Below are 21,182 nucleotides of genomic sequence, written 5' to 3'. Positions count from 1 at the left end.
CCCCCTCCGGCACCCACGTGCAAGGACGGCCCCGACCCCAACCGGCAGAGTCGAACGCGGGGCGTGACAGCCACGCCCCCAGCGATCCACGGGGGAGGCCGGGCACCATGCCGGACCACAAGCACGAGCACAAGCAGGGGCCGGACCACAAGCAGCGGCAGGGGCAGAGGCAGGGGCGAGCACCGCGCAGCGGATGGGCGGCTCAGACAGGGGTGTTCCTCGCCGTCGCCTTCCTGGCGGCGGGACTGTGCGGGGCCCTCCAGCCCGCGACCGGCATACCCGCCGAAGTGCTCCAACTGACCCAGTTCGGCCCCGCCCTCGCCGTGGCAGCCGTGGCACTGCTGTGGCCCGGCCGGATCCGGGACCGCCTCACGGGAACCCTGCCCGCCCGCAGCAACGGACCGGCAGACCACGAGGCCCGGCCGCCATCCGGCAACCGGGCCGCCCTCCTCCTCACCCCCGCCCTGATCACCGCACTGTCCGCCGGCGGCGCCCTGCTCACCTCCGGCTCCCTCCCCGTCATCCACCCCCAAGCCCTCGCACACCCCCTCACCCTGCTCGTGACCGCCCAACTCATCGGTGCCTGCGCCGAGGAGATCGGATGGCGCTGCTACCTCCAGCCACTGCTGCGCACCCGCTTCGGCCCGCTCACCGCCTCCGTCCTGGTCGGGACGGCCTGGGGCCTGTGGCACGTACCGGTCCTCACCCAGGAGCCGGCCTACGCGGCCGGATTCCTGACAGCCACCATCGCGATGTCCGTGATCCTCGGCCTGGCCCTGGAACGCGTACGCGGCAACCGGCTGCTCCTCGCGGGCGGCTTCCACACCCTGGTCAACCTCGGCATGCTGTACGTGACGGACGAGACGTCCCCGGCAACAGCGCCGATGGCGTTCTTCGGCGCCGCCTGCCTGGCCGCAGCACTCCCGTGGATCGCCTCCGCCCGCCGGGCGGCGACCACGCCGGATAGGATCACCGCCGCAACAGCGCACGGACCGCGCTGACATGACGGAACCACAGGTGGACATGGCACAGGCAGACAGACGCCCCGGCAGCAGCCTCAAGGGCGCGCTCGCCGACCTCGGCCGCTGCCAGCTGCTCTCGCTCGCCGCGCTCGCCGTGTCCGGGGCCGGCACCCTCGTGGTCGGGGCGCTCCTCCTCCTGCCCGTCGGCATCGGCCTCCTCCTGCTCCCGCCCGCCGCAGCCGCCCTGCGCCGCATCTCCGACCGCTACCGAGACTGGGCCGCCCGCTGGACCGCAACCGCGATCAGCCCACCGCAACCGCTCCCACCCCGCCCGACCCCACACGAGAACACCACCGGCCGCCACCGACAGGCCCGCGCCCTCCTCGGCGACAACGGGTTCTGGCACGACCTGCGCTGGGCCTGGGCAGAGCCGTGGACGGGCGCACTCCTCGCCGCCGTGCCGCTGGCCCTCGTCGAGTACGGCCTCTTCGGCGCCGCCGTACAGCCCTTCGTCTGGCGGCACCTGGGCGACGGCAACTGGTACGCCTTCATCCCGGTCGACTCCACCCCGGCGATGCTCACCGCGCTCCTGCTCGGCCTCGGATTCATCGCCGCGGGACTCAAGCTGGCCCCCGCCACCCTGCGACTCCACGCACGCTGGAGCAGACGCCTGCTCGCCGCCCCCCACACCACCGAACTCGTCCGCCGCATCGAACACCTCGCAGGATCCCGCGCCGACATCCTCGACGTCCAAGCCGCCGAACTGCGCCGCATCGAACGGGACCTGCACGACGGGGCACAGGCCCGCCTCGTCGCCCTGGGCATGACCCTGGACGAAGCCACCCGGCTCCTCGACCGCGACCCCCCGGCCGCCCGCGCACTCCTGCACGAGGTACGCGCCACCTCCCAACGCGCCCTCCAAGACCTCCGCGAACTCGTCCACGGCGTCCTGCCCCCGATACTCGCCGACCGCGGCATCGGCGACGCCGTCCGCTCCCTCGCCCTCGACAGCCACCTCGACGTGCACATCGAGACCGCCCTGCCCGGCCGGCTCCCGGCACCCGTGGAATCCGCCGGCTACTTCGCCGTCGCCGAACTCCTCGCCAACGCCGCCAAACACTCCGGCGCCCCCGAGGTCCACATCCGCCTCAGCCACACCGACGGCGCCCTGCGCGCCACGGTCACCGACGCAGGCCGCGGCGGCGCCGACCCCGACGGAAGCGGACTGCAAGGCGTACGCCGCCGCCTGGACCCCTTCGACGGAACCCTCGTCCTGCACAGCCCGCCGGGCGGCCCGACCACCGCGACCTTGGAGATACCGTGCGCGTCGTCCTCGCCGAAGACCTCTTCCTCCTCCGGGACGGACTGACCCGCACCCTCCAAGAACACGGATTCGAGGTGATCGCCGCAGTCGACAACGGCCCCGCCCTCCTCAAAACACTCCTCGAAGAACAACCCGACGTCGCCGTCGTCGACATCCGCCTGCCACCCACCTTCACCGACGAGGGCCTCCAAGCCGCCCTCGAAGCACGCCGATCCCGGCCGGCGCTGCCCGTCCTCGTACTCTCCCAGTACGTCGACCAGCTCTACGCCCACGAACTGCTCGCCGGAGGCCAAGGCGCCATCGGCTACCTCCTCAAGGACCGGATCACGCACACCACCCAGTTCGTCGACGCAGTACGCACCGTCGCCGCAGGCGGCACGGTGATGGACCCGCAGGTCATCGCACGGCTGCTGGCCCGCAGCGACGCCCGGGGCACCACCGCCCAGCTGACACCGCGCGAACTGGACGTACTGGCCCTGATGGCCGAGGGCCGCTCCAACGCAGCCGTAGCGCAAACCCTGTTCATCAGCGAAAGCGCCGTCGCCAAACACACCGCCGCCATCTTCACCAAACTCCGGATCGAACCATCCGCAGACGACAACCGCCGAGTACTGGCCGTCCTGGCCTACCTCAAACGGTAGCCACCGACCCGCTGCGGTTCCCGCTCAAGGACGTCATCCGCGCACAGGCCACGGTGGCGAACCCGACGTGAGCCGGGCCGCTGCCACGCACCACGGAGACGGAGACATGCGCACCAGCCGCGGCGATGGCTCCGGGCGCCTCCTTCACCAGCGGAAACGTATTTGCGACAGATCACGCTCCCCGTCCATACTCCCGTGTCCCCCCACCTGTTTCGATCACTCCTATCGGGGCTCCAACCGTGGAAATCGCACGCATCGTCGTCATCGGGCTCGCCATCACCGTGGCGGTCGTCTTCTACCGCCGCACCACCGGCGACGTACCCGGCCGCACTTCGTCCCGTGCCGCCCGGAAGTCCGGACTCCTCCCGCAGTCCAGGCAGAACACCGGCCGCGCGGCGCCCGACCCCGAGCTGGAATCGGCCGCCGCCGCAGCCGCCCGGGGCAGTTGGGAGCCGGCCGCGCGGCTGATGGCCGAGACCAGGAAGCGCGGCGACTGGGCACGCCGCTCCTCCTACGCCGCCACCCTCGGCTCCCATCGAGCCGCCCGCCCCGACAGCTGGCTGCACACGTGGGAGGCCGCAGTCGGGCCGGACGACGCCGACCTCGCTCTGGTGCGGGCGAAGGCGATGGTCAACCTGGCCTGGCACCGGCGCGGCAGCGGATGGGCCAAGCACACCAGCGCCGAACAGTTCGCCGGATTCCACACCACCCTGGCCCGCGTACCACAGGAGAACGCACGCGCGGCCGAGCTGAACCCGGACGACCCCACGCCCCACGTCAACGAGATATGGGCGGCACTGGGCCTCGGCTACCCCGAAGAGCACATGCACCGGATCTGGAAGGAGATCACCACCCGCGACCCGCACCACTACGACGCGCACTACGCGGCGCTCCAGTACTGGTGCGCGAAGTGGCGCGGCTCGCAAGAGCGCGCCATGTCCTTCGCCCGGCAGGCAGCAGCCGACGCACCGCCCGGCAGCCTGCTCACCGCGCTGCCCCTGATCGCCTGGTACGAACACCGCGACACGGACGCGAACACCGCCGACTTCCGGTCACCCCACCTGACCTCCCTGGTCGACGCCGCCCTGGCCGACGTCGCCGCAGCCCCCTCGAACCATCCGAACACCGCCGAGCTGCGCCACCTGCTGGCCTACTTCCTGACCCGCCAGAAGCGGTACGATGCGGCGCTGACGCAGTTCCGCCTGGTCGACGGCTACGTGGGCGCCCTCCCGTGGAAGTACTGGACCGATCCGGCGGCGGCGTACTGCCACTGGCGCGACCGTGCGGCCCACCGAGCCCGCCGACGCTGAACCCCCGGCTTCCGGCGACCACCGGTACGGCACACCGGCTGCCCCCGCGGGAACCAGCTCATCACCCCGAGCCCGTGCCCGCCAGGACATTCTGCAGGGGCTGGCTCACGACCGTTTCGCAGTGAGCTTCCCGTCGGGAGTGAGAGTGAAGACGGTGCGGTGCATGATGCTGATATCGCGGGCCGTCCTGCCGTACGCGTTGAGGTCGATCCCTTCGGCCTTGCCCCAGTCGATGCGGGCTTGAGCGGCACGAGACCAGGTGCTGACCCTGACGTGCGTCGACCAGCCGTCCCTCTCTTCGTCTCTCCAGTCTCCCCAACTGCTTTCCGGGAGGAGGCCCGGAGTCTTGCCCTGGGAGAAACACAGCCCGGTGAAAGCGAACAGCGCGGCAGCCAGAACGCCCAGGGCTGACGCGCGGGAGCGGCGGCTCATCAACGGCACGGTACGTCCCCTCACGATGCGGATGGAACAGCCAGGCCGTGGGCCCGCCCGTCCGAATGCGGCAAGTACAAGCAGTTCGAGGCTCAGGAACCAGCGCCCAGAGCGACCACGGTGCCGCCCCGGCTCGGCCCCCATGGTTCCTCGGATGCGTGCGGTACGTGCTCCCCCACGGGCTGACGAGTCATCCCCGCGGCGGCCAAGGGGATGGGGCGGGCGCACGCCACTCGTCTTCGAGGACGGCGAACACGTCGGAGTCCCGCCAACCATCCCGGATCACAGCGGTATGACGATGACGTCCTTCCCATGTCATGCCGAGCTTGCCGAGAACCCGTGCCGATCCGAGGTTGCGCGGGTCACAGGTGGCATAGATGCGGTGGAGCTCAAGTTCCTCGAACCCGCGCGCCAGCAGTTGCCTGCCGATCGCCGTTCCGACGCCCTGCCCCCAAACCCGCGGATGCACCGCATAGGTGATCTCACCTTGACGCTGCCCTCGGCTCCGGACGTGAAGCTCCCCGATGCCGACCACCTCGCCATCGACACGCGCTACATGAGCGAACCGCTGCCCAGGCGTATGCGACCAGGCCTCGACCGCGGCCATCACGAAGACGCGCGTCTGCTCTTCGGTGTTCGGTCCCCACGTCTGGAAGCGGCAGACCTCGGAGAGGGAAGCCCAGGAGTGGACAGCCCGCCAGTCTGCGAACTCGATCCCGCTCAAGGACACCGAATGCCGAGCCACGAGCTGATCTTGCCAGATACAGCCGCGGCTCCGACCTCCCCGTTCAAAAAGAGGCACTGAGTGATCGTCACCTCGGACATCTGCCCTCTCACCCCACCGCTACCTTCCTCGTATGGGACGAGCCGACCTCCTCAGCAACCTCGCCGCGAGCGGCACCGACACCACCCCCGAGACCCTCGCCGAACTCGCCACCGAACTCGACGTACCGCCCGCCGACCTGCTCGTCATCGCGGGCCACCCGGTCCCGGCGGAACTCCTTCCCCCGAAACGCGACGCCACGATCACAGAGCAGTTCGCCTACCGCGTCAGCCACTGCGACCACGCACAACTCGCCTCGCTGGAGGACTTCGTCCGCTCGCTGCCGCACCTCGACGCCCCGGGGCCCTTCGTGGAACCGACCTCGCCGTACCCCACGCCCGCCGAGAGCGGTCCCGCCGCCGTGTTCAACGGGCTGCTCCGCAACCGCGGCTTCGGCATCAAGGAGCTCCCCTTCGCGGGACTGTCCCGCAGCACGCTGCGCGCGATGGTGTCGGACTGGGGGCCGACACCGCACAGGCGCTACCAGCTCTGCGCGATAGCCGGCCCGCTGGGCTGGCGACTGCCCGATCTGTTCGCCGTCGTAGGCGAACCGTACTCACCGGACTTCCGCCCAGCGCACCTCTGCCGCCACGTCGGGCGGGTGTTCACGGCCGCCGTCCCCTTGAGCACCACCCAGCTGATCGAGTGCGCCCAAGAGGCGGACCGCCTCAGCGCACGTGAGAACCACGGCGTGTGGCATCCCGTCTCGCAAGGCTCCGTCGCAGAATGCCCTGACCATCCCTGACAGTCAGGGCGCGCATGCCGCTCGCCGCAGCCTGCCCGGGACTGCGCCTCCCCGCAGGCCGACCACAGACGTCCCGGCGGCAGGCGCGCGGGCGCGGTGGCCCGTTGGGCGGCGCTGGATCCGCGCAGTGAGCTGACCACCGATCATGCGCGCCTGGTCGCCCGGGCTCCGGGTACGTCGTCGCGAACAGTACGGAACCGGGGGAGCGCAGATCCGCCGCCCTGAACGCTCCGCCGGCGCTGCGCCAACCCGGCAACGTGTCGCAGACGTGTACCCACGGACACCAGAGGAAGGGCCGGGTCCGACGTACGGTCGAGCAACCGGCCGAGCCTTGCCGCCAGCACCGCACACCTGCGGCCGGGGCCGGCCCTCCTCGACGCCATGACCGGAACAGGAGCACCCGATGCTTCTCTACGCCCAGACCCCAGCACGGCGGAACCGCCAGATCCTCGCGGACCTGATCGCCGTAGTCCTGATCGTCGCCGCGGTGAAGTTCGCCCTGGCCGTCCACGGCGCGATCATGCTGCTGGCCGAGCCGGGACGCAAAGTGGAGAGCTCAGGCGAAAGCCTCGCCACCGCCCTCGACGACGTCGGCGACACAGCCTCGAACGTGCCGCTTGTCGGCGACCTCCTGAAGAAGCCGTTCCAGTCCGCAGCCGACGCCGGCACCGGGCTCGCCGACGCAGGACAGTCCCTACAGGACACCGTCAGCCAGGTGGCCACCCTGGCCGCAGTCGCCCTGATCGTCCTCCCCGTGGCCTTCGTACTGCTGCTGTGGCTCCCCCTGCGCCTGCGCTGGATCCGCCGCAGCGCCACCATCCGACGCCTCCTCGACGCACCCGGAGGCGCCGACCTGCTCGCCCTGCGCGCCCTCACCGGACCGCCGGGCGACCTCTGCGCGATCTCCACCCCGCCCGGCGGCCTCGCAGACGCCTGGCGCCGCGGCGACCAGCAAGTCGTCGCCGCCTTGTCCGAGACCGCACTCAGGCGAGCGGGCTTGCGGCCCTGACCCACCCCGAACGCGCCGCCCGCGCCCGCGCGGACGCCGCCTGCATCGCTCTTCCCGGCCCGTTGCCCACCCTTGCCGCGCGGAGCGGTTCGGGATGAGGCGGCGCCCGCCGCCGGGGGAGGAGCACATGCGCAAGCGGCACGACTACGGCGCGGTCGTTCCCGTCTCCCGTGTACGGAAGCCGCGCCGCAGCGCCCGCCCCACTCCGGCGCCGGTGGGCCTGCACCGACCCGGCATCCGCCCGTCCGAACGCGCCCGGATCTCGGCCATGGCCGAGGACACCCTCGGGGAGCGCGATACGGGGGCCCGCGCCCGGTCGCGGCATGGCCGAGTGGACGGGTGCGGACAGGACTGGACAGCCCTCGCCTTCGCTGGGCATGGAAGGTGGACACCACCCGGCAGGAGGCTGTGCGCCATGAACCTCGGACGCACGAAGGACAAGGCGGCCGCAGCCTCGCGGACCCCCGCCCCCCACGCACCGTCCGCCGTTTCCCACCCCTTCGCGCGGCCCGTCCTGAGCCTGCACGCACATCCGCTCCTCACCCCGGAGATGTCCGCCATGACCAGTACCGCCACCCTCCCGCCGGCCGACGCCGGCGCCCCTGCGACCCGCCGATCGAACGAGGTGGACAACCGTGCGGCCTACGCCAGCTTCGGACTCGCCTACGTCCTGGGCCACGGCGCCGCCGCAGCCTCCCACGGCGACACCCCCGTGCTCGGCCTACCCGGCTGGCTCCCCATGACGCTCCTCGGGATCGGGCTGGCGACCGGCATCGCCCTGGCCACCATCGCCGCGCTGCGAGCCCAGCGCGGGGCCACCGCACCAGAGCTCCTCTCCGGCAGGCTGCTCGGCACCGCCTGGATCGCCGCCTTCACCGCGCTGGCCCTCGCCATCACCGGCCTGACATCCGTCCTCGACGCACCGGAACTCCAGTCCGTCCTGTGGCCCGCCGGATCAGGCCTCATCGTCGGCCTCCTCTACCTCGCCGAAGGCGCCGTACGCCGAAACGTGCTGCACTACGGCCTCGGTGTCTGGCTCGCCCTGACCTCCGCCGCGGCACTCTCACTCGACGCCCCCGGCCCCTCCTGGGTCCTCGCCGTCGCAGGCGGCGGCGCCTACTCTCTCGCCACCGCTCTCGAACGCCGCCGCCTGCGATCCCTCGCAGGACCCCCGCAGAACTGACGGCCCCCCTGCGGACCGGCGCAACGATCGCGGTCCGTGTCCTCACTCCTCTCCCCAACCTGCCGGAGAGCCGGCCGTGCCTACCGCGAGGCCTTCGACGACGTTGTCCGGCGGGATTCGACACCCACCGACGCGTTGGCTGTTCCCCATCAGTCAGTCAGTGCTTGCCGGCGAGGACTTGCCTGGTTTATGGATTGCCGGGGCAGTCGGCCTCGGTCCAGGTCGCGACGAGGTCACGGCAGACGACGGCCAGTGAGCCATTCCAGAACGCGATCTCGTGGCTGCAGCCATTCTGGTTGGGCAGGACCTCGTCGAGGATTACGGTCCCGAGGTTTCCCCCATTGTCGTCCTCGGCGCTTTCGGCATTGAAGCCGGAGACGCCTGTGTAGTGGATGACCAGGTCTTCGTCGTGCTTCCAGCAGTTGTGCCGGAACTGGATCTCCATCTGCTGGTCATCAGCGCCGACACCCCGAATGTGCTGGAGTTCCAGGTCCTTCACGCACCGCTTGCCGGAGAAGTCGTAGTGGTCTGGGGCAGTGGCGAAGTCCCGGGCTCCGGTTGGCAGATCGTCAGCCAGCGAGGGCAGGTGCTCCAGGTAGCGAGCAGGGTCCAGGAAGTTTGACAGGTTGCCGACCTGTGCATCCAGATTGATGTACTCCATCGTCCTTCGTTCCCGCTCGTGGCTGTGTTGGCCGACGCATCGTCGCACGCCCTCCAAGCCGTGTCGGCCCGGAGATTCACGCTGCCGTACTCAGCTCTGAGCCGCGACGGGTTTGGCGCCGACCTTGTGGTGTGCGGGTCGGGCGTAGGGGGGACACGCAGTTGACACTGCATCCCCGGGAAGGTGCCCGCTCTCAAGGATGAAAGCAGGCCTTACCAGCGATCAGACCGGGTCCTCGCCGCTCAGCGAAGGCACAGCGCGTGGACGCAGGACCATGAGCGAGCCTTCCAGCGTCGCCACCATGGCAAAGGGGAACCGGTCGAGCTCAAGACAGAGCGCAACGTCATCGGGATGGACTCCTTGGCGCACCCTCTCCGCCAGTTCGGCCGCGGCGCGCGACTCGGCAGCGCGGCGGAGGAACCCAGCAGCATCCGTCGCGGCCTCGGTGGCTCTCCGAGCGATGTACTGAGCACACGCCAGATCTTCCTCGGCCTGCCCATTTTCGCCGGTCACCACGAACGTGACGCTGTCGCTCGCGCGCGTCCGCAAGAGCCCGGCCGTTGCCTGCGCCACCACGAAGCTCGCGCACAGCACCAGCGACGCGTCCTTCACCGCAAGGGCGCCGACCGTCCCTGCCGTGGTCTTCTGCACAACGGTCCGTCCGCCAAGGTCCATGGACCGCAGCATGCCCGGGGAGTTGACGGTGTCGAACCCGGGCGCGGGCGGACCGTCTTTGAGCGCCACCCAGTCCGGGTGGCGGGCCTTGAGCGCCAGGGCCCCGTCCAGCGACTCAGCAAGAACGATCTTTTCCGCCCCCTGGGCGAAGGCCCAGGCAGCCACGGTGAAAGCACGCATGACGTCGACTACGACCGCCACGGGCGGGGCTTCGACCAGATCGGCGATGCCAAGGAAACGAGTGTCCATTCCGCTCATGATCGCGCATGCCCGACCCAAGGCCCCCGGAGAGTGATGTGCGTTACATCGACTGCGCGGGACGCTGCCGCCAAGCCGCCTCCCGCCGACGTACAACGGTCGAGACTGCGCCGGCGTCGAGCGCCTGGATGGTGTCCAGTGGCCGCGCATGCTCGGTGAGCAGCCGGCACCCCTCGGCGTGGACGGTGGCAGCCCGCCGCGGGTGCGGCCGTCCAGCAGCCGTGCCCACCGACCGGCGGCGCCGCGACAGCGACCCGGCGGTGGTCGTGGAGGGGGCCCCGGTTCTGCGACAGGCTGAAGCTGCGCCGTCGCAGCCGTGCGTCGGTCAGACTCCGACGTCATCGGTGCGGACGGCGAGGCGTCCGGCCGCTTGGCGGCGGGACAGTCGGCGGTGCTCCCGGGCGGCCCAGGAGCGGACCCGGTCGGGTTCCAGCGGCGAGCCGTGACCCACGTGGAGCCGGCCGGGGTTGAGGGCGAGCATCTTGTGCAGGCTGGCGAGGTTGGCCAGCGGGTCGTCGTGGAAGGGAGGGTTGGCCGGCCTGCCCGGGAGGAGACCCATGAAGGAATTGGCCACCAGGTCACCTGCGACGAGGTCTCCCTGGTCGGTGAGGACGGAGATGGATCCCGCGGTGTGTCCGGGGGTGGGCATGATGCGCGCCGCGATCCCGAAGTCCTTCAGGTCTGTCTCACCTCGTACGAGGACGTCGGGTTCCAGCGGTTCGGCCTGGATGTGGAGGTTCTTGTTCCTGGCCATGAGGCGGCCCATGGGGCCGGTGGGCAGATACGGCTCGCGGACCCGACCGGTACGGAACGGGCCGAGGTCCGCGATATGGCCGGCCACGGGTGCCCCGGTCAGGCGGTGCAGTTCCGCGGCGGAGCCGAAGTGGTCGATGTGGCCGTGGGTGATGACGATCAGTGAGATGTCGGTGGGGTCCACACCGTGCGCGGCGACCTGCTCGTGGATCTTTCTCCCGCTGCCGGGTGTTCCCGCGTCGACGATGACGGGGCGCCGGCCCAGCAGGAGGTAGGCGTTGATGTTGTGGCGGCCCATGACCGGGATGGGGATGACCTTGGTTCGGGGCATGGTGCTCTCCTCGCGGTTCGTGTTGTGCGGCGTGCCGCTCGTACGGGCACGCCGGTGTTCCGCCCCTGCGGCGCTGCGCGGGGGCGGTGACTGGTCGGGTTCGGCGTGGGGGTCAGCGGAAGCGGCGGCGGTATTCGGCGGGGGTGGTCCCCAGGCGACGGCGGAAGGAGCGGTGCAGGCTTTCCACCGAGCCGAGGCCGCTGGCTGCGGCGACCTCTGCCAGAGGGCGGTCGCTCTCCTGGAGCAGTCGGCGAGCGGCCTCGAGTCGGGCGGCCTCGACGTAGGCGGCCGGGGTGGTCTGCGTACGCCGGCGGAACAGCCGGTTGAAGTGGCGCACGCTCAGGTGGAGGCGTGCAGCCAGGGCTTCGGCGGAGAGGTCGCCGGTGAGGTGCTCGCCTATCCACAGGCGCAGGTCGTCGATGCGGTCACCGGCGGCGGTGGGGCCTGCGAGTGGAACGCTGAACTGACTCTGGCCACCAGGGCGTTTGACGTACATGACCATCATCCGGGCGGTGGCGAGGGCGAGATCGGCGCCTTGGTCCTCGGCGACCATCGCGAGTGCCATGTCCAGCCCCGCCGTGATGCCGGCGCAGGTCCACACGCGGCCGGCGCGGATGAAGATCGGGTCCGGGTCGACCGTGACTCGCGGGTGGGCGGCGGCCAGTTGCGGGGCCGTGAGCCAGTGGGTCGTGGCGGACAGCCCGTCCAGCAGGCCTGCGGCGGCCAGCAGATGCGCGCCCGCACAGATCGAGCCGACCCGAGCGGTCCGGGGCGCCGCCTCACGCAGCCAGCCGGTGAGCTGGTCGTCGAGTACCGGCTCCACGCCGTCGTCCCTGACTGCGACGGCACCCGACACCAGCAGGGTGTCCATCCGGTCGAGGGCCTCGTCCAGTGTGAGGTCGGCGATCAGCCGGACACCGCTGGATGTGGTCACCGGGCCGCCGTCGGCCGTCGCGATCCAGACGGTGTAACCGGGACGGCTACTGCCGCCGACGCGCGTGGCGACCGAGAAGACCTCGGCAGGGCCTGTGACGTCGAGCAGCTCGACTCCGGGGAAAGCCGTGATGACGACTCTGTGCGGTGGAAGCATGCCCTGATCCTTTCGCCGCGCTTCCGTGTCCGCAATGACGAGGTTCTGTCAGATCAGGCCCTGCATATCGCAGCACCACGTCCACCCCCATCCCCCTGGCGCGACCGAGGCCGCCCGTCTCACGCAGCGGACCACCGTCGACGTGGCCTCACCCGCCTCCGCAACCGAGCACACCCTTGCCGCACGAGCAACTGCGTGCCCAGACTGGCTGGTGTGGCGACCATCGAAGCGTTATACGGATTAGCACGAGCGCGGTGCAGCTGCGGCGTCCAGGTGATCGAACTTCGACGAAGGAGCCAATGCCATGCTGCTGGAGAACAAGACCGCCATCGTCTACGGCGGCGCTGGTGCGATCGGCTCCGCGGTCGCCCGCGTCTTTGCCGGCGAAGGCGCCACGGTCCACTTGGTCGGGCGCACCCACGCACCTCTGGCGGAGCTCGCCGGCACCATCACCGAATCCGGGGGTCGCGTCGAGACCGCCACGCTCGACGCGACCGACCGCGCCGCGGTCGAGCAGCACGCCGAAGCCGTCGCCCGACACTCCAGGGGGATCGGTATCGCCTTCAACGCCACCTCCAACGACGACCTGCAAGGCACCCCGCTGGTCGACATGGCCGACGAAGACGTGCTGCGCCCCGTCACCAAGGCGGTCACCACCCACTTGACTCTGGCCACCGCCGTCGCCCGCCATATGATCCCCCGCCACACCGGAGTGATCCTGGCCATGGGCGGCGGCCGAGAAGCCATCCCCGGCCTCGGCGGCTCCCACATTGCCTGGTCCGCCCTCTCCGGTCTGTGCCGCCAGCTCGCCGGCGAACTCGGCCCGCACGGCATCCGGGTAGCCTGGCTGCTCTCTCCCGGCTCGCCCGATCCGTCCAACCCGCCCGAGGACGACCCCGAGGCGACCGCGACCCTGCTCCACCGCCGGCCCCGTCTCGAAGACGTCGCCTACGCCGCAGCCTTCCTCGCCTCCGACCGCGCCCCGACCATGACCGCCACAGAGGTCAACGTCACCGGCGGCGCCGTCGTCGACTGAACGCACTCGCCGAGCCGCCCCCGTCTCACATCGCTACGAAACCCTCGCCCCCCCCGGGTGACGATCCGACTTTCGCTCCCTGAGCTTGTCCTTCGAGGTCTGAGCCTGCGCAGAGCATTCGGACAAGAAGGTGTCCGTCTCCCGTATTACAGTCACGGCTCGTGACCGATGCTGCCCACCGCACTGCTGCGGATGATGACGCACTGCTGGAGCGGCTGCATGCCCTCGCGAGGGGTGCGGAGGGCGTGGTCCCCTCCTCTGGCTGCCTCCCGGAGCAACCGTTCCCCCCGCTCGCGATGGCCGAAGTAGAGCGCGCGGAACACAAACTCGGTTATCGGCTACCCCCATTGCTCCGGCGCATCTACACCGAGATCGGTGACGGCGGGTTCGGACCGGAGGGCGGCCTCGCATCGCTGACGCCGCGCCGCGTTCCGCACTGGCATCTGCCGGACTGGCCGTGCGCGACCGCCATCCGCGCCGAGCGGCCAGGGTGGGGGCAGTCAGCGTCGTGGTTCTTCCTGACGGGCGGCGGCTGCACCATGGAGTGGTACGTCTCGCTGATAGCGGTTGATCACCCGGTGCTGCTTTGGGATGCCGACGGCTGGGAACCGGATGGGGGCCAGGATCCACACGACGGCCTGCGGTACGCGACGCCGTCACTGCGCCAGTGGCTGTGGACCTGGGCAGACGGGGGCAACGTGTGGGATGAGGTGCTGGCACGACCCCACGCCGCTGGCAGGCGTTCCTCCGGCGCTTCGACCTGGCGCACACCTTCCGCCTGTTCAGACAGACCCTCGGATGGACCCACCCCTGGTTGAGGGAGCCCGAAGGCGCGGCCCCTGGACCTGGCTGATCACCGCTGCCCACACCCAGCTCCGGCTCGCCCGCCCGCTGGCACGGACCTGCGGCGTGAAGAGCAGGCTCAGTCGTAGAGGAGGGAGGCGGACGAGGTGGTCGCGCCTTGGCGGCCGGGCGTGGTGTAGGCGAAGTTGAGGACGGTGCGCCGCAGTCCTGGACGCTCCAGCGGGGTGACGCGGTGGGCGGTGATGTCGCTCCGCAGGAGGTAGCCGTCGGCGGGCCTGTGGTGCGCGCGCCGGGCGCCGGGCGCGTCGAGGGCGCCGAGGTTGCCGCGGCCCGGGTGGAACTCCAGCAGTCCGCCGTCCGTGTGGTGCGGTGGGGCTTCCAGGAAGAGGACCAGGGCGAGCGGGTAGTCGTCGGTGTGCGCGCCGTGGGTGTCCCCGGGGCGGTGCAGGACGTTCAGGACGTGCCGCTCGACGGGGTCGTGCACGGCGACGACCGCCTCGCCCAGGAGCGAGGAGAGCAGCCGCATCAGGTCCCGGTCCTGGTAGAGACGCGTGATCACTGGTGAGGCGCGGGCGATCTGGTGTCCGCCGAGCGTGGTCGGTGATGTAGCGGATCGAGTCGACGATGCGGTGCCGGGGCCATTTCTCCGGGGCGCCGCCCTTCGGGGTCTGGCAGGCCGGAGTCGGGAGGAGCGCCTTGAGCAGGGCCCATTCGAGATCACTGGTGTCGGAGGGGTAGCGGTAGTGGGGCAGCCGCATGACGGTGCAGGGCCGCGACCGGTGGGGTGGGGCCAGCTGATGGGCGGTCGCGGCCCGTTGCCTCTCGTACTCCGGTTTACTCCAGGCTGGCCAGCAGCTGAAGGGTGGACTCGATCGCACCCATCTGCGCCATGACCGTGCGGATGTAGGGGTCGTTCGGGGTCTTCTCCTGATGCGGGAGGAGGGTTCCGGCGATGAAGTTCTCCACCCGATGGTGGACGGTCTCGAAGAACGCCCGTTCGTAGCGATCCCGGCTCACACTGCCGATCGTCTCGGGCATCCGGACAACCACCCCGCGGGCTCTGGCGCGACACCATTTCATGCCGCCAACTCGCCCTGAGGACCCATTGCTTCGCACCATCTGACGCCCTCCGGCCGTCCGAAAGGGCGTGTGGCCCCGGCGCGAGAAGCAGCCCTATGGCCCCAGCATGCGCGGTCTCACATCCCGCGCTGCTGCGTGCGCGTCTATGCCAGGCCCGTTTGCGACAGGCGGGAGAACAGTGCGTTGCCGAGGAAGCACGTTCAACGCCAACGGTCCAGGACACTCCACACTCCGGGCAGGTGGCAGCCCTGGCACCTTGCACCGCCCGGGCCCTCGCGCCTGCCCGCCGCATCCGCCGCCAGTGCCGCGAACGGCACACCGACGTGCAGAACACCGCCGCCGCCTTCACCCTCGGCATCAATGGGCCGCCACAGCCACGGCAGAGCCGCGGCCCGGGGTCGTCGTCCGTGACCACGACCAGCTTCAGCCAGGGCGCTCCATCCCTGCCCACGGGACCACCATGGGGGCCCAGTCAAGGCAAGCCGAAATCCCGTGGAGCCCACTTGCATGGCGTGGAATGATCTTGGCGACTGCTGACGAAAGGGAAGGCTGAAAACGTGTACGTACCGTCATCTGCACGAGCTCTCGATGATGACGAGCGTGAGCTCGTGGAGCTGGCACGCCGCACGATAGACGCGCATACCGACGCCGGGCCCGACGAAGACGGGATCCACACGATGGGCGCCGCGGTCATGGCCGCCGACTACCGGATGTTCGCCGGCGTGAACCTCTACCACTTCACCGGCGGACCCTGCGCCGAACTCGTGGCTCTGGGAGCCGCACGAGCCCAGGGCGCCCGCCAGATGCGCTGCATCGTTGCCGTGGGAAACCACGGGCGCGGGGTCATCGGCCCGTGCGGGCGCGATCGGCAGGTCTTCGTGGACTACTACCCAACCATGCGCGTCATCGTGCCCACGCCCGCGGGGCCCAGGTCCGTTCTCGCCGCCGACCTGATGCCGCTGACTCAGCGATGGACCCCGGAAGGCATGAACGGTCTCGACCCATCGCTCTACCAAGACCCCGAGACGGCCGGTCCCCCGATCATCCGGTTCAACCCCCGCTACCTCGAAGACGTCCGCTCCGGCGCCAAGACCAAGACCACCCGCTTCCGGGACCCGGCCCAGCTCGGGCCGGCACGGCTGGTGTTCGAGAGCGACCCCGAAGTCGTCCTGCCGGCAGAGGTGACCGGCATCAGGCACTGCCTGGTCAGCGACCTCACCAACCAGGACGCCCAAGCCGAGGGGCTGACGACCGCAACCGAACTCCGGGAAGGCCTCAAGGGCCACTACGCAGATCTGGCGGGAACCGACGAAGTCGACGTAATCACCTTCCAGATCAACGACAAGACAGGCGTCGCTTAAACCGCGGAGGCACCAGCGACGACTGGGCCGCAAGGTGACGACGAGCACGGGGGCCCCGTCGCTTCGGGCAGCCCCGCCCGAAGCGACAAGCCCCTGACCGCACTCAGGCGCAGCTTCTGAGCTTGACTCTGTCGGGGATCTTGGGGTTTCCCGGCGCGACAGCGTGATCAGGGGGCAAGCTCGGGTCGTTCCGTTGACCGATGCAGTTGTCGAGGTGCCCGTTGTCGCTCCGTCCCCGTTCCGGTGAGCAAGTCCCGTCTCTGACCTCGCAGATCGCGCGGGCGAGCAACCCGGGCGGTACGACGGCGATGTGGGTGAGAGACCGGCTGGACGGGCTGTGGTGCGATGAGGACTTCGCGGGCTGGTACCCGCGCGACGGACGCCCCGGCATCTCGCCCGCCCAACTGGCCACCGTCTGTGTGCTGCAGTTCCTGCTTGGTCTGTCGGACCGGCAGGCAGCGGAAGCGGTCCGGTGCCGCATCGATTTCAAGTACGCGCTGGCCATGGATCTGGACGATCCCGGCTTCCACCACAGCGTGCTGGCCGACTTCCGCGAGCGCCTCGCCCAGGACGACCGCGCCGACCGTCTGCTCGACCTCGCGCTCGCCCGCCTGAAGGAGGCCGGACTCGTACGCGAGCGCACCACGCAGCGCACCGACTCCACCCACGTCCTGGCCGCGGTGCGCGACCTGACCCGGCTGGAACTGGTCACCGAGGCCGTCCGTGCCGTGCTGGAAGAAGTCGCCGGCACCGCCGGGCACCTGCTGGACGATCTGGTCGATGAGGAATGGGGGCGCCGCTACGGCCGCCCGGTCCGCCTGGGCAAGAACCCCACCCGCCCCAAGACCAGGATCCTCGCCACCGGCAACGACGCTCTCCGGCTCCTGGAACGCCTCTACCAGCACGGGGCAGACCGAGCGTCCGGCCCCCGCGTCCAGGCCCTGCGCCAGATCATGGTGCAGAACTACTACCGCGACGCCGCAGGCCGCCTGCTCTGGCGCACCGACGAGGACGGCGGGCCCGGGCTGCCGCCCTCGTCCCGGGCGATCGTCTCTCCCTACGACACCTCGGCCCGCTACGCACGCCACGGACACATCATCAGCTGGAAAGGGTTCTCCGCTCACCTGACCGAGACCTGTGCCCCCGACGCCCCCAACGTGATCACGGACGTGGCCACCACCGCGGCCACCACGCACGACAGCCAGGTCCTGCCCGGCATCCACACCCGCCTGCACCACCGCGGCCTGCTGCCTGCCGAGCACCTCGTCGACAGCGGCTACACCTCCCTGGTCCACCTGGACCAGGCCGCCCGACAGCACGAGGTCACCGTCACCGGGCCGCTGCCGGGCAACCCCACCCGCCAGCACCGAAGGAACGAAGGCTTCAGCCGGGACGACTTCCACATCGACTTCGACCGCCGACAGGTGACCTGCCCCCAGGGCCAGGTCAGCCGGGGCTGGCACGGCCCCTACCCGACCTCCTCGCCCACCGCGGCCCCGCTGATCGTGGCACGGTTCACCAAGGGCCAGTGCCGGCCCTGCCCGGTCCGCGCCCAGTGCACCACCTCCCGAGAAAGCGCCCGCAACGTCGGCTTTCCCCCACGCGCACTCCGCGACCCGCAACTCCGCGTCCGCACCGAGCAACAGACGCCCGAGTGGAAGACCCGCTACGCGGTGCGCTCCGGAGTGGAAGGCACGGTCAACGAGTTCGTCCACGGCCACGGCATGCGACGCTGCCGCTACCGAGGACAGGGCAAGGCCCACCTTCAGCACGTTCTGACTGCCATCGCCGTCAACATCGAGCGCCTCAGCGGACTGCCACCGACCGGGGAAACACACCCACCCCGCCAGCCGACCGCCTTCCAGAACTACCTCGATCAGCACGAGATCCCCCGGCTGAAGTCCTGGCGAACCCTCGGCAGCTGACCTCGGAAACTCCAAGATCCCCGACTGTTTGTAAGGGCTTCTTTGGGCTCCAGCGCGGGAGGGTGAAGTGGCCCCACTGACGTAAGAAGTTGATCTGGCTCCACTCGCCGGTGCTTGGTGGCGCCGTGCCCTCTTTGGAGTGAATGCGGTGCTCCATCCGCTGTCCGCCGTCAGGGTGTGTCCGTCGATCACGGTCTGTCGGAGGCCGTGTTGTGGTCACGGTCGTGTCGGGAGGCCGGGGTGGGTTTGTCGCGCGTTGAACTGTTCGCTGCGATCCGTCGGGACAGGCGTCTCGATGCGGGTCTGTCGCAACGTGCTCTGGCGGAGAAGTACGGGGTGCACCGAAGGACCGTGCGGCAGGCGCTGGAGTCGGCCGTCCCGCCTCCGCGCAAGGAACCCGTGGTCCGCAGATCGGTCTTGGACCCGGCCAAGGGCTGGATCGACGAGATGCTGCGGGAGGATCTGACCGCGCCGCGGAAGCAGAAGCACACGGCCCGGCGGATCCACCAGCGTCTCGCGCAGGAACACGGCTTCGACGAGGTGTCGTATTCGACAGTCAGTGACTACGTCGCGGTCCGCCGGCCGGAGATCGAGACCGAGGCCCGGGAAGGGCACCGGCATCTGGCGGGGATGGTCCCGCAGGTCCATCTCCCCGGCGAGGAAGCCGAGGTGGACTTCGCGGACGTGTGGGTGCGGCTCGCGGGCACCGTGACCAAGTGCCACCTGTTCACGCTGCGGCTGTCGTACTCGGGCAAGGCCGTCCACCGCGTGTTCGCCTCGCAGGCCCAGGAGTCGTTCATGCAGGGCCACGTCGAGGCGTTCAACACGCTGGGCGGCGTCCCGGTCCGGCACATCCGTTACGACAACCTGAAACCGGCCGTGAACCGCATCTGCACGGGCCGCAGCCGGGTGGAGTCCGAGCGATGGGTCACCTTCCGGGCGCACTACGGCTTCGATGCCTTCTATTGCATCCCGGGCCAGGACGGCGCCCACGAGAAGGGCGGCGTGGAACAGGAGGGAGGGCGGTTCCGCCGCACCCACTTGGTCCCCGTTCCGGAAGTCGCCTCGCTCGAGGAGCTGAACGAGAAGATCGCCGCGATCGACGCGGCGGAGGACGACCGGATGCTCCAGGGCAGGCTGACGACGATCGGCTTCAACTTCGTGAGCGAGGCCGACTCGCTGGCCCCGCTCCCCTGGGGGGAGTTCGAGTGCGGCATCACGCTGACTCCGAAAGTGGACCGTTCCAGCCGGATCAGCGTCCGCCAGTGCCACTACTCGGTGCCGGCCCGCTTCATCGGCCAGAACGTGCGGGTCCTGCTGCGGGGCAACGAACTGCTGGTCTTCGAACGCCGCAAGATCGTCGCCCGTCACCCGCGTCTGACCCGGCGGGGCGAGTTCCGCGACGAGCTCGACCACTACCTGGAGATCCTGATGGTCAAGCCCGGCGCGATGGCCGGGTCGACCGCGCTGGCAGCCGCCCGGGAGAACGGCACGTTCACCGAGGTCCACGAAGCGTTCTGGGCGGCGGCCCGCACCAGCCACGGGGACGCCGCCGGGACCCGTGCTCTGATCGAGGTCCTGCTGCTGCACCGGCGGATGCCCGCCCCCGCCATCCAGCTGGGCCTGGCGGCCGCGATCAGAGCGGGCTCCATCAACGCCGAGGTGGTGGCCGTCGAGGCCCGCAGGGCCGTCGCCGATGCCTCCCCGCACGAGGACTCGACCGACGACAGCGATGATCCGCCGCCCTGGGCCGAGCCCAGCGGAGTCGTCTCCCTGACCGCCCGCCGGGCACAGCTTCCCGAGGACAAGCGTCCCCTGCCCTCGGTGGCCCCCTACGACCAGCTCTTGTCCCGCCGCCATCCGAAAGGCACCGCATGAGTACTCCCACCGTTTCCACGAACGGGCTCGTTCCCCCGGCCCGCAGAGACGCCGCAGCCGAAGGGGCGGTCGAAACGGTCATCGACGAGGCCTGCCGGGCTCTGCACCTGCCCACCATCCGCAGCCGAGTCGAGGAGATCACCGCCGCCGCGGCCCGCGAGCGGGCCAGTTACAAAGACTTCCTGGCGGACCTGTTGGAAGCTGAATGCGCGGAGCGGGAAGAACGCCGCAAGCAGCGGCTGGTCAGGGACGCGAACTTCCCCCGGCCCAAGCGGCTCGAGGACTTCGACTTCGCGGAGAACCCGAACGTCACCCCCGAGTTGCTGGGCACCCTCGCCGATCCCGCCTGGGTCAAGGCCGGCCAGCCGCTCTGCCTGATCGGCGACAGCGGCACCGGCAAGTCCCACCTGCTGATCGGGATCGGCACCGCCATCGCGGAAGCCGGTCTGCGCGTCCGCTACACGACCACGGTGAACCTGGTCAACGAGCTGGCCGAGGCAGCGGACGAGAAGAAACTCGCCCGCACGATCGCCCGCTACGGACGCGTCGATCTCCTCTGCCTGGACGAGTTCGGCTACCTCGACCTGGACAAGGCCGGAGCGAAGCTGTTGTTCCAGATCTTCACCGAGCGTGAGGAACGGGGCGCGATCGCCGTCGCCTCCAACGCCCCGTTCTCGGAGTGGAAGCAGACCTTCACCGACCCCCGGCTCTGCACCGCGATCGTCGACCGCGTCACCTTCAACGCCCACATCGTCGAGACCGGCACGGACTCCTACCGGTTCGCCCAGACTCAGAAGAAGCGACGTCGCTGACCTGACCGTCACAACACTGCGGCCGGCACCCCTTCGGGGTGCCGGCCGCAGCCATATTGGGCCCGGCCGCGAGGTCCCAGTGCCGGCCG

At 70.1% G+C, this 21,182-nt stretch carries 20 protein-coding genes and 1 pseudogene; 13 read left to right on the top strand and 8 right to left on the bottom strand.

The features are described 5' to 3' along the window. Positions 1 to 107 precede the first annotated feature (107 nt). The 4 genes from OG332_RS00410 to OG332_RS00395 all read left to right on the top strand — a co-directional run bounded on the left by OG332_RS00410 (position 108) and on the right by OG332_RS00395 (position 4,237). Positions 108 to 1,001, top strand: a complete 894-nt coding sequence (locus OG332_RS00410) for a CPBP family intramembrane glutamic endopeptidase (protein ID WP_327411517.1) — start codon at positions 108 to 110, stop codon at positions 999 to 1,001. A gap of 1 nt (position 1,002) precedes the next feature. Continuing rightward, positions 1,003 to 2,331 carry a sensor histidine kinase gene (locus OG332_RS00405; RefSeq protein ID WP_327411516.1) on the top strand — a complete coding sequence of 443 codons (1,329 nt, stop codon included), beginning with the start codon at positions 1,003 to 1,005 and terminating at the stop codon, positions 2,329 to 2,331. Further along, positions 2,283 to 2,927, top strand: a complete 645-nt coding sequence (locus OG332_RS00400; RefSeq protein ID WP_327411515.1) for a response regulator transcription factor — start codon at positions 2,283 to 2,285, stop codon at positions 2,925 to 2,927. The genes OG332_RS00405 and OG332_RS00400 overlap by 49 nt, the downstream gene beginning before the upstream one ends. A gap of 239 nt (positions 2,928 to 3,166) precedes the next feature. After that, a complete protein-coding gene (locus OG332_RS00395; protein ID WP_327411514.1) occupies positions 3,167 to 4,237 on the top strand; it encodes a hypothetical protein in 1,071 nt (356 codons plus the stop codon). A gap of 105 nt (positions 4,238 to 4,342) precedes the next feature. Here OG332_RS00395 and OG332_RS00390 read toward each other — a convergent pair whose 3' ends face one another. Together OG332_RS00390 and OG332_RS00385 are read right to left on the bottom strand one after the other, a co-directional pair. After that, positions 4,343 to 4,669 (bottom strand): hypothetical protein, encoded by a 327-nt coding sequence (locus OG332_RS00390; protein ID WP_327411513.1) that lies wholly within the window; start codon positions 4,667 to 4,669, stop codon positions 4,343 to 4,345. A gap of 190 nt (positions 4,670 to 4,859) precedes the next feature. Then, a complete protein-coding gene (locus tag OG332_RS00385) occupies positions 4,860 to 5,399 on the bottom strand; it encodes a GNAT family N-acetyltransferase (RefSeq protein WP_327419059.1) in 540 nt (179 codons plus the stop codon). 127 nt (positions 5,400 to 5,526) lie between these two features. Here OG332_RS00385 and OG332_RS00380 point away from each other — a divergent pair, with 127 nt between their 5' ends. The 3 genes from OG332_RS00380 to OG332_RS00370 all read left to right on the top strand — a co-directional run bounded on the left by OG332_RS00380 (position 5,527) and on the right by OG332_RS00370 (position 8,429). Beyond that, the gene (locus OG332_RS00380) at positions 5,527 to 6,237 is read left to right on the top strand and encodes a hypothetical protein (RefSeq protein WP_327411512.1); all 711 of its coding nucleotides are present in this window, start codon (positions 5,527 to 5,529) and stop codon (positions 6,235 to 6,237) included. Between the two features lie 403 nt (positions 6,238 to 6,640). Then, positions 6,641 to 7,246 (top strand): hypothetical protein, encoded by a 606-nt coding sequence (locus OG332_RS00375; RefSeq protein WP_327411511.1) that lies wholly within the window; start codon positions 6,641 to 6,643, stop codon positions 7,244 to 7,246. A gap of 127 nt (positions 7,247 to 7,373) precedes the next feature. Beyond that, positions 7,374 to 8,429, top strand: a complete 1,056-nt coding sequence (locus OG332_RS00370; protein ID WP_327411510.1) for a hypothetical protein — start codon at positions 7,374 to 7,376, stop codon at positions 8,427 to 8,429. A 187-nt stretch (positions 8,430 to 8,616) separates the two neighbouring features. Here the strand turns inward: OG332_RS00370 and OG332_RS00365 are convergent, their stop codons facing one another. The 4 genes from OG332_RS00365 to OG332_RS00350 all read right to left on the bottom strand — a co-directional run bounded on the left by OG332_RS00365 (position 8,617) and on the right by OG332_RS00350 (position 12,197). Continuing rightward, positions 8,617 to 9,090 carry a hypothetical protein gene (locus tag OG332_RS00365; RefSeq protein ID WP_327411509.1) on the bottom strand — a complete coding sequence of 158 codons (474 nt, stop codon included), beginning with the start codon at positions 9,088 to 9,090 and terminating at the stop codon, positions 8,617 to 8,619. A 222-nt stretch (positions 9,091 to 9,312) separates the two neighbouring features. Continuing rightward, positions 9,313 to 10,014 (bottom strand): 2-phosphosulfolactate phosphatase, encoded by a 702-nt coding sequence (locus OG332_RS00360; protein ID WP_327411508.1) that lies wholly within the window; start codon positions 10,012 to 10,014, stop codon positions 9,313 to 9,315. Between the two features lie 334 nt (positions 10,015 to 10,348). Beyond that, positions 10,349 to 11,107: an MBL fold metallo-hydrolase gene (locus OG332_RS00355; RefSeq protein WP_327411507.1), complete on the bottom strand. Its 759-nt coding sequence runs from the start codon at positions 11,105 to 11,107 to the stop codon at positions 10,349 to 10,351. 112 nt (positions 11,108 to 11,219) lie between these two features. Then, on the bottom strand, positions 11,220 to 12,197 hold the full coding sequence (locus OG332_RS00350) for a GlxA family transcriptional regulator (protein ID WP_327411506.1): 978 nt from the start codon (positions 12,195 to 12,197) through the stop codon (positions 11,220 to 11,222). A 304-nt stretch (positions 12,198 to 12,501) separates the two neighbouring features. Here OG332_RS00350 and OG332_RS00345 point away from each other — a divergent pair, with 304 nt between their 5' ends. Continuing rightward, a complete protein-coding gene (locus OG332_RS00345; RefSeq protein ID WP_327411505.1) occupies positions 12,502 to 13,233 on the top strand; it encodes an SDR family NAD(P)-dependent oxidoreductase in 732 nt (243 codons plus the stop codon). Between the two features lie 730 nt (positions 13,234 to 13,963). Then, a pseudogene (locus OG332_RS00340) lies at positions 13,964 to 14,130 on the top strand (NF041680 family putative transposase); the annotation flags it as partial. A gap of 25 nt (positions 14,131 to 14,155) precedes the next feature. Here the strand turns inward: OG332_RS00340 and OG332_RS00335 are convergent. Together OG332_RS00335 and OG332_RS00325 are read right to left on the bottom strand one after the other, a co-directional pair. After that, positions 14,156 to 14,758 carry a HalD/BesD family halogenase gene (locus OG332_RS00335; RefSeq protein WP_442816087.1) on the bottom strand — a complete coding sequence of 201 codons (603 nt, stop codon included), beginning with the start codon at positions 14,756 to 14,758 and terminating at the stop codon, positions 14,156 to 14,158. Between the two features lie 113 nt (positions 14,759 to 14,871). Continuing rightward, positions 14,872 to 15,075 carry a hypothetical protein gene (locus tag OG332_RS00325; protein WP_327411503.1) on the bottom strand — a complete coding sequence of 68 codons (204 nt, stop codon included), beginning with the start codon at positions 15,073 to 15,075 and terminating at the stop codon, positions 14,872 to 14,874. A 650-nt stretch (positions 15,076 to 15,725) separates the two neighbouring features. On the opposite strand from OG332_RS00325, the gene OG332_RS00320 reads away from it, so the two are divergent. The 4 genes from OG332_RS00320 to istB all read left to right on the top strand — a co-directional run bounded on the left by OG332_RS00320 (position 15,726) and on the right by istB (position 21,093). Then, positions 15,726 to 16,478 carry an ASCH domain-containing protein gene (locus tag OG332_RS00320; RefSeq protein WP_327411502.1) on the top strand — a complete coding sequence of 251 codons (753 nt, stop codon included), beginning with the start codon at positions 15,726 to 15,728 and terminating at the stop codon, positions 16,476 to 16,478. A gap of 308 nt (positions 16,479 to 16,786) precedes the next feature. Further along, positions 16,787 to 18,403, top strand: a complete 1,617-nt coding sequence (locus OG332_RS00315; protein WP_327419058.1) for an IS1182 family transposase — start codon at positions 16,787 to 16,789, stop codon at positions 18,401 to 18,403. Between the two features lie 246 nt (positions 18,404 to 18,649). After that, on the top strand, positions 18,650 to 20,281 hold the full coding sequence (istA, locus tag OG332_RS00310) for an IS21 family transposase (protein WP_327419057.1): 1,632 nt from the start codon (positions 18,650 to 18,652) through the stop codon (positions 20,279 to 20,281). Beyond that, the gene (gene istB / locus OG332_RS00305) at positions 20,278 to 21,093 is read left to right on the top strand and encodes an IS21-like element helper ATPase IstB (protein ID WP_327411501.1); all 816 of its coding nucleotides are present in this window, start codon (positions 20,278 to 20,280) and stop codon (positions 21,091 to 21,093) included. Before istA ends, istB begins: the two co-directional genes overlap by 4 nt. The last annotated feature ends 89 nt before the right edge of the window (positions 21,094 to 21,182 follow it).

Source organism: Streptomyces sp. NBC_01233 (assembly GCF_035989305.1).
Taxonomy (GTDB): domain Bacteria; phylum Actinomycetota; class Actinomycetes; order Streptomycetales; family Streptomycetaceae; genus Streptomyces.
This window is presented reverse-complemented; position numbering and strand designations above follow the sequence as displayed.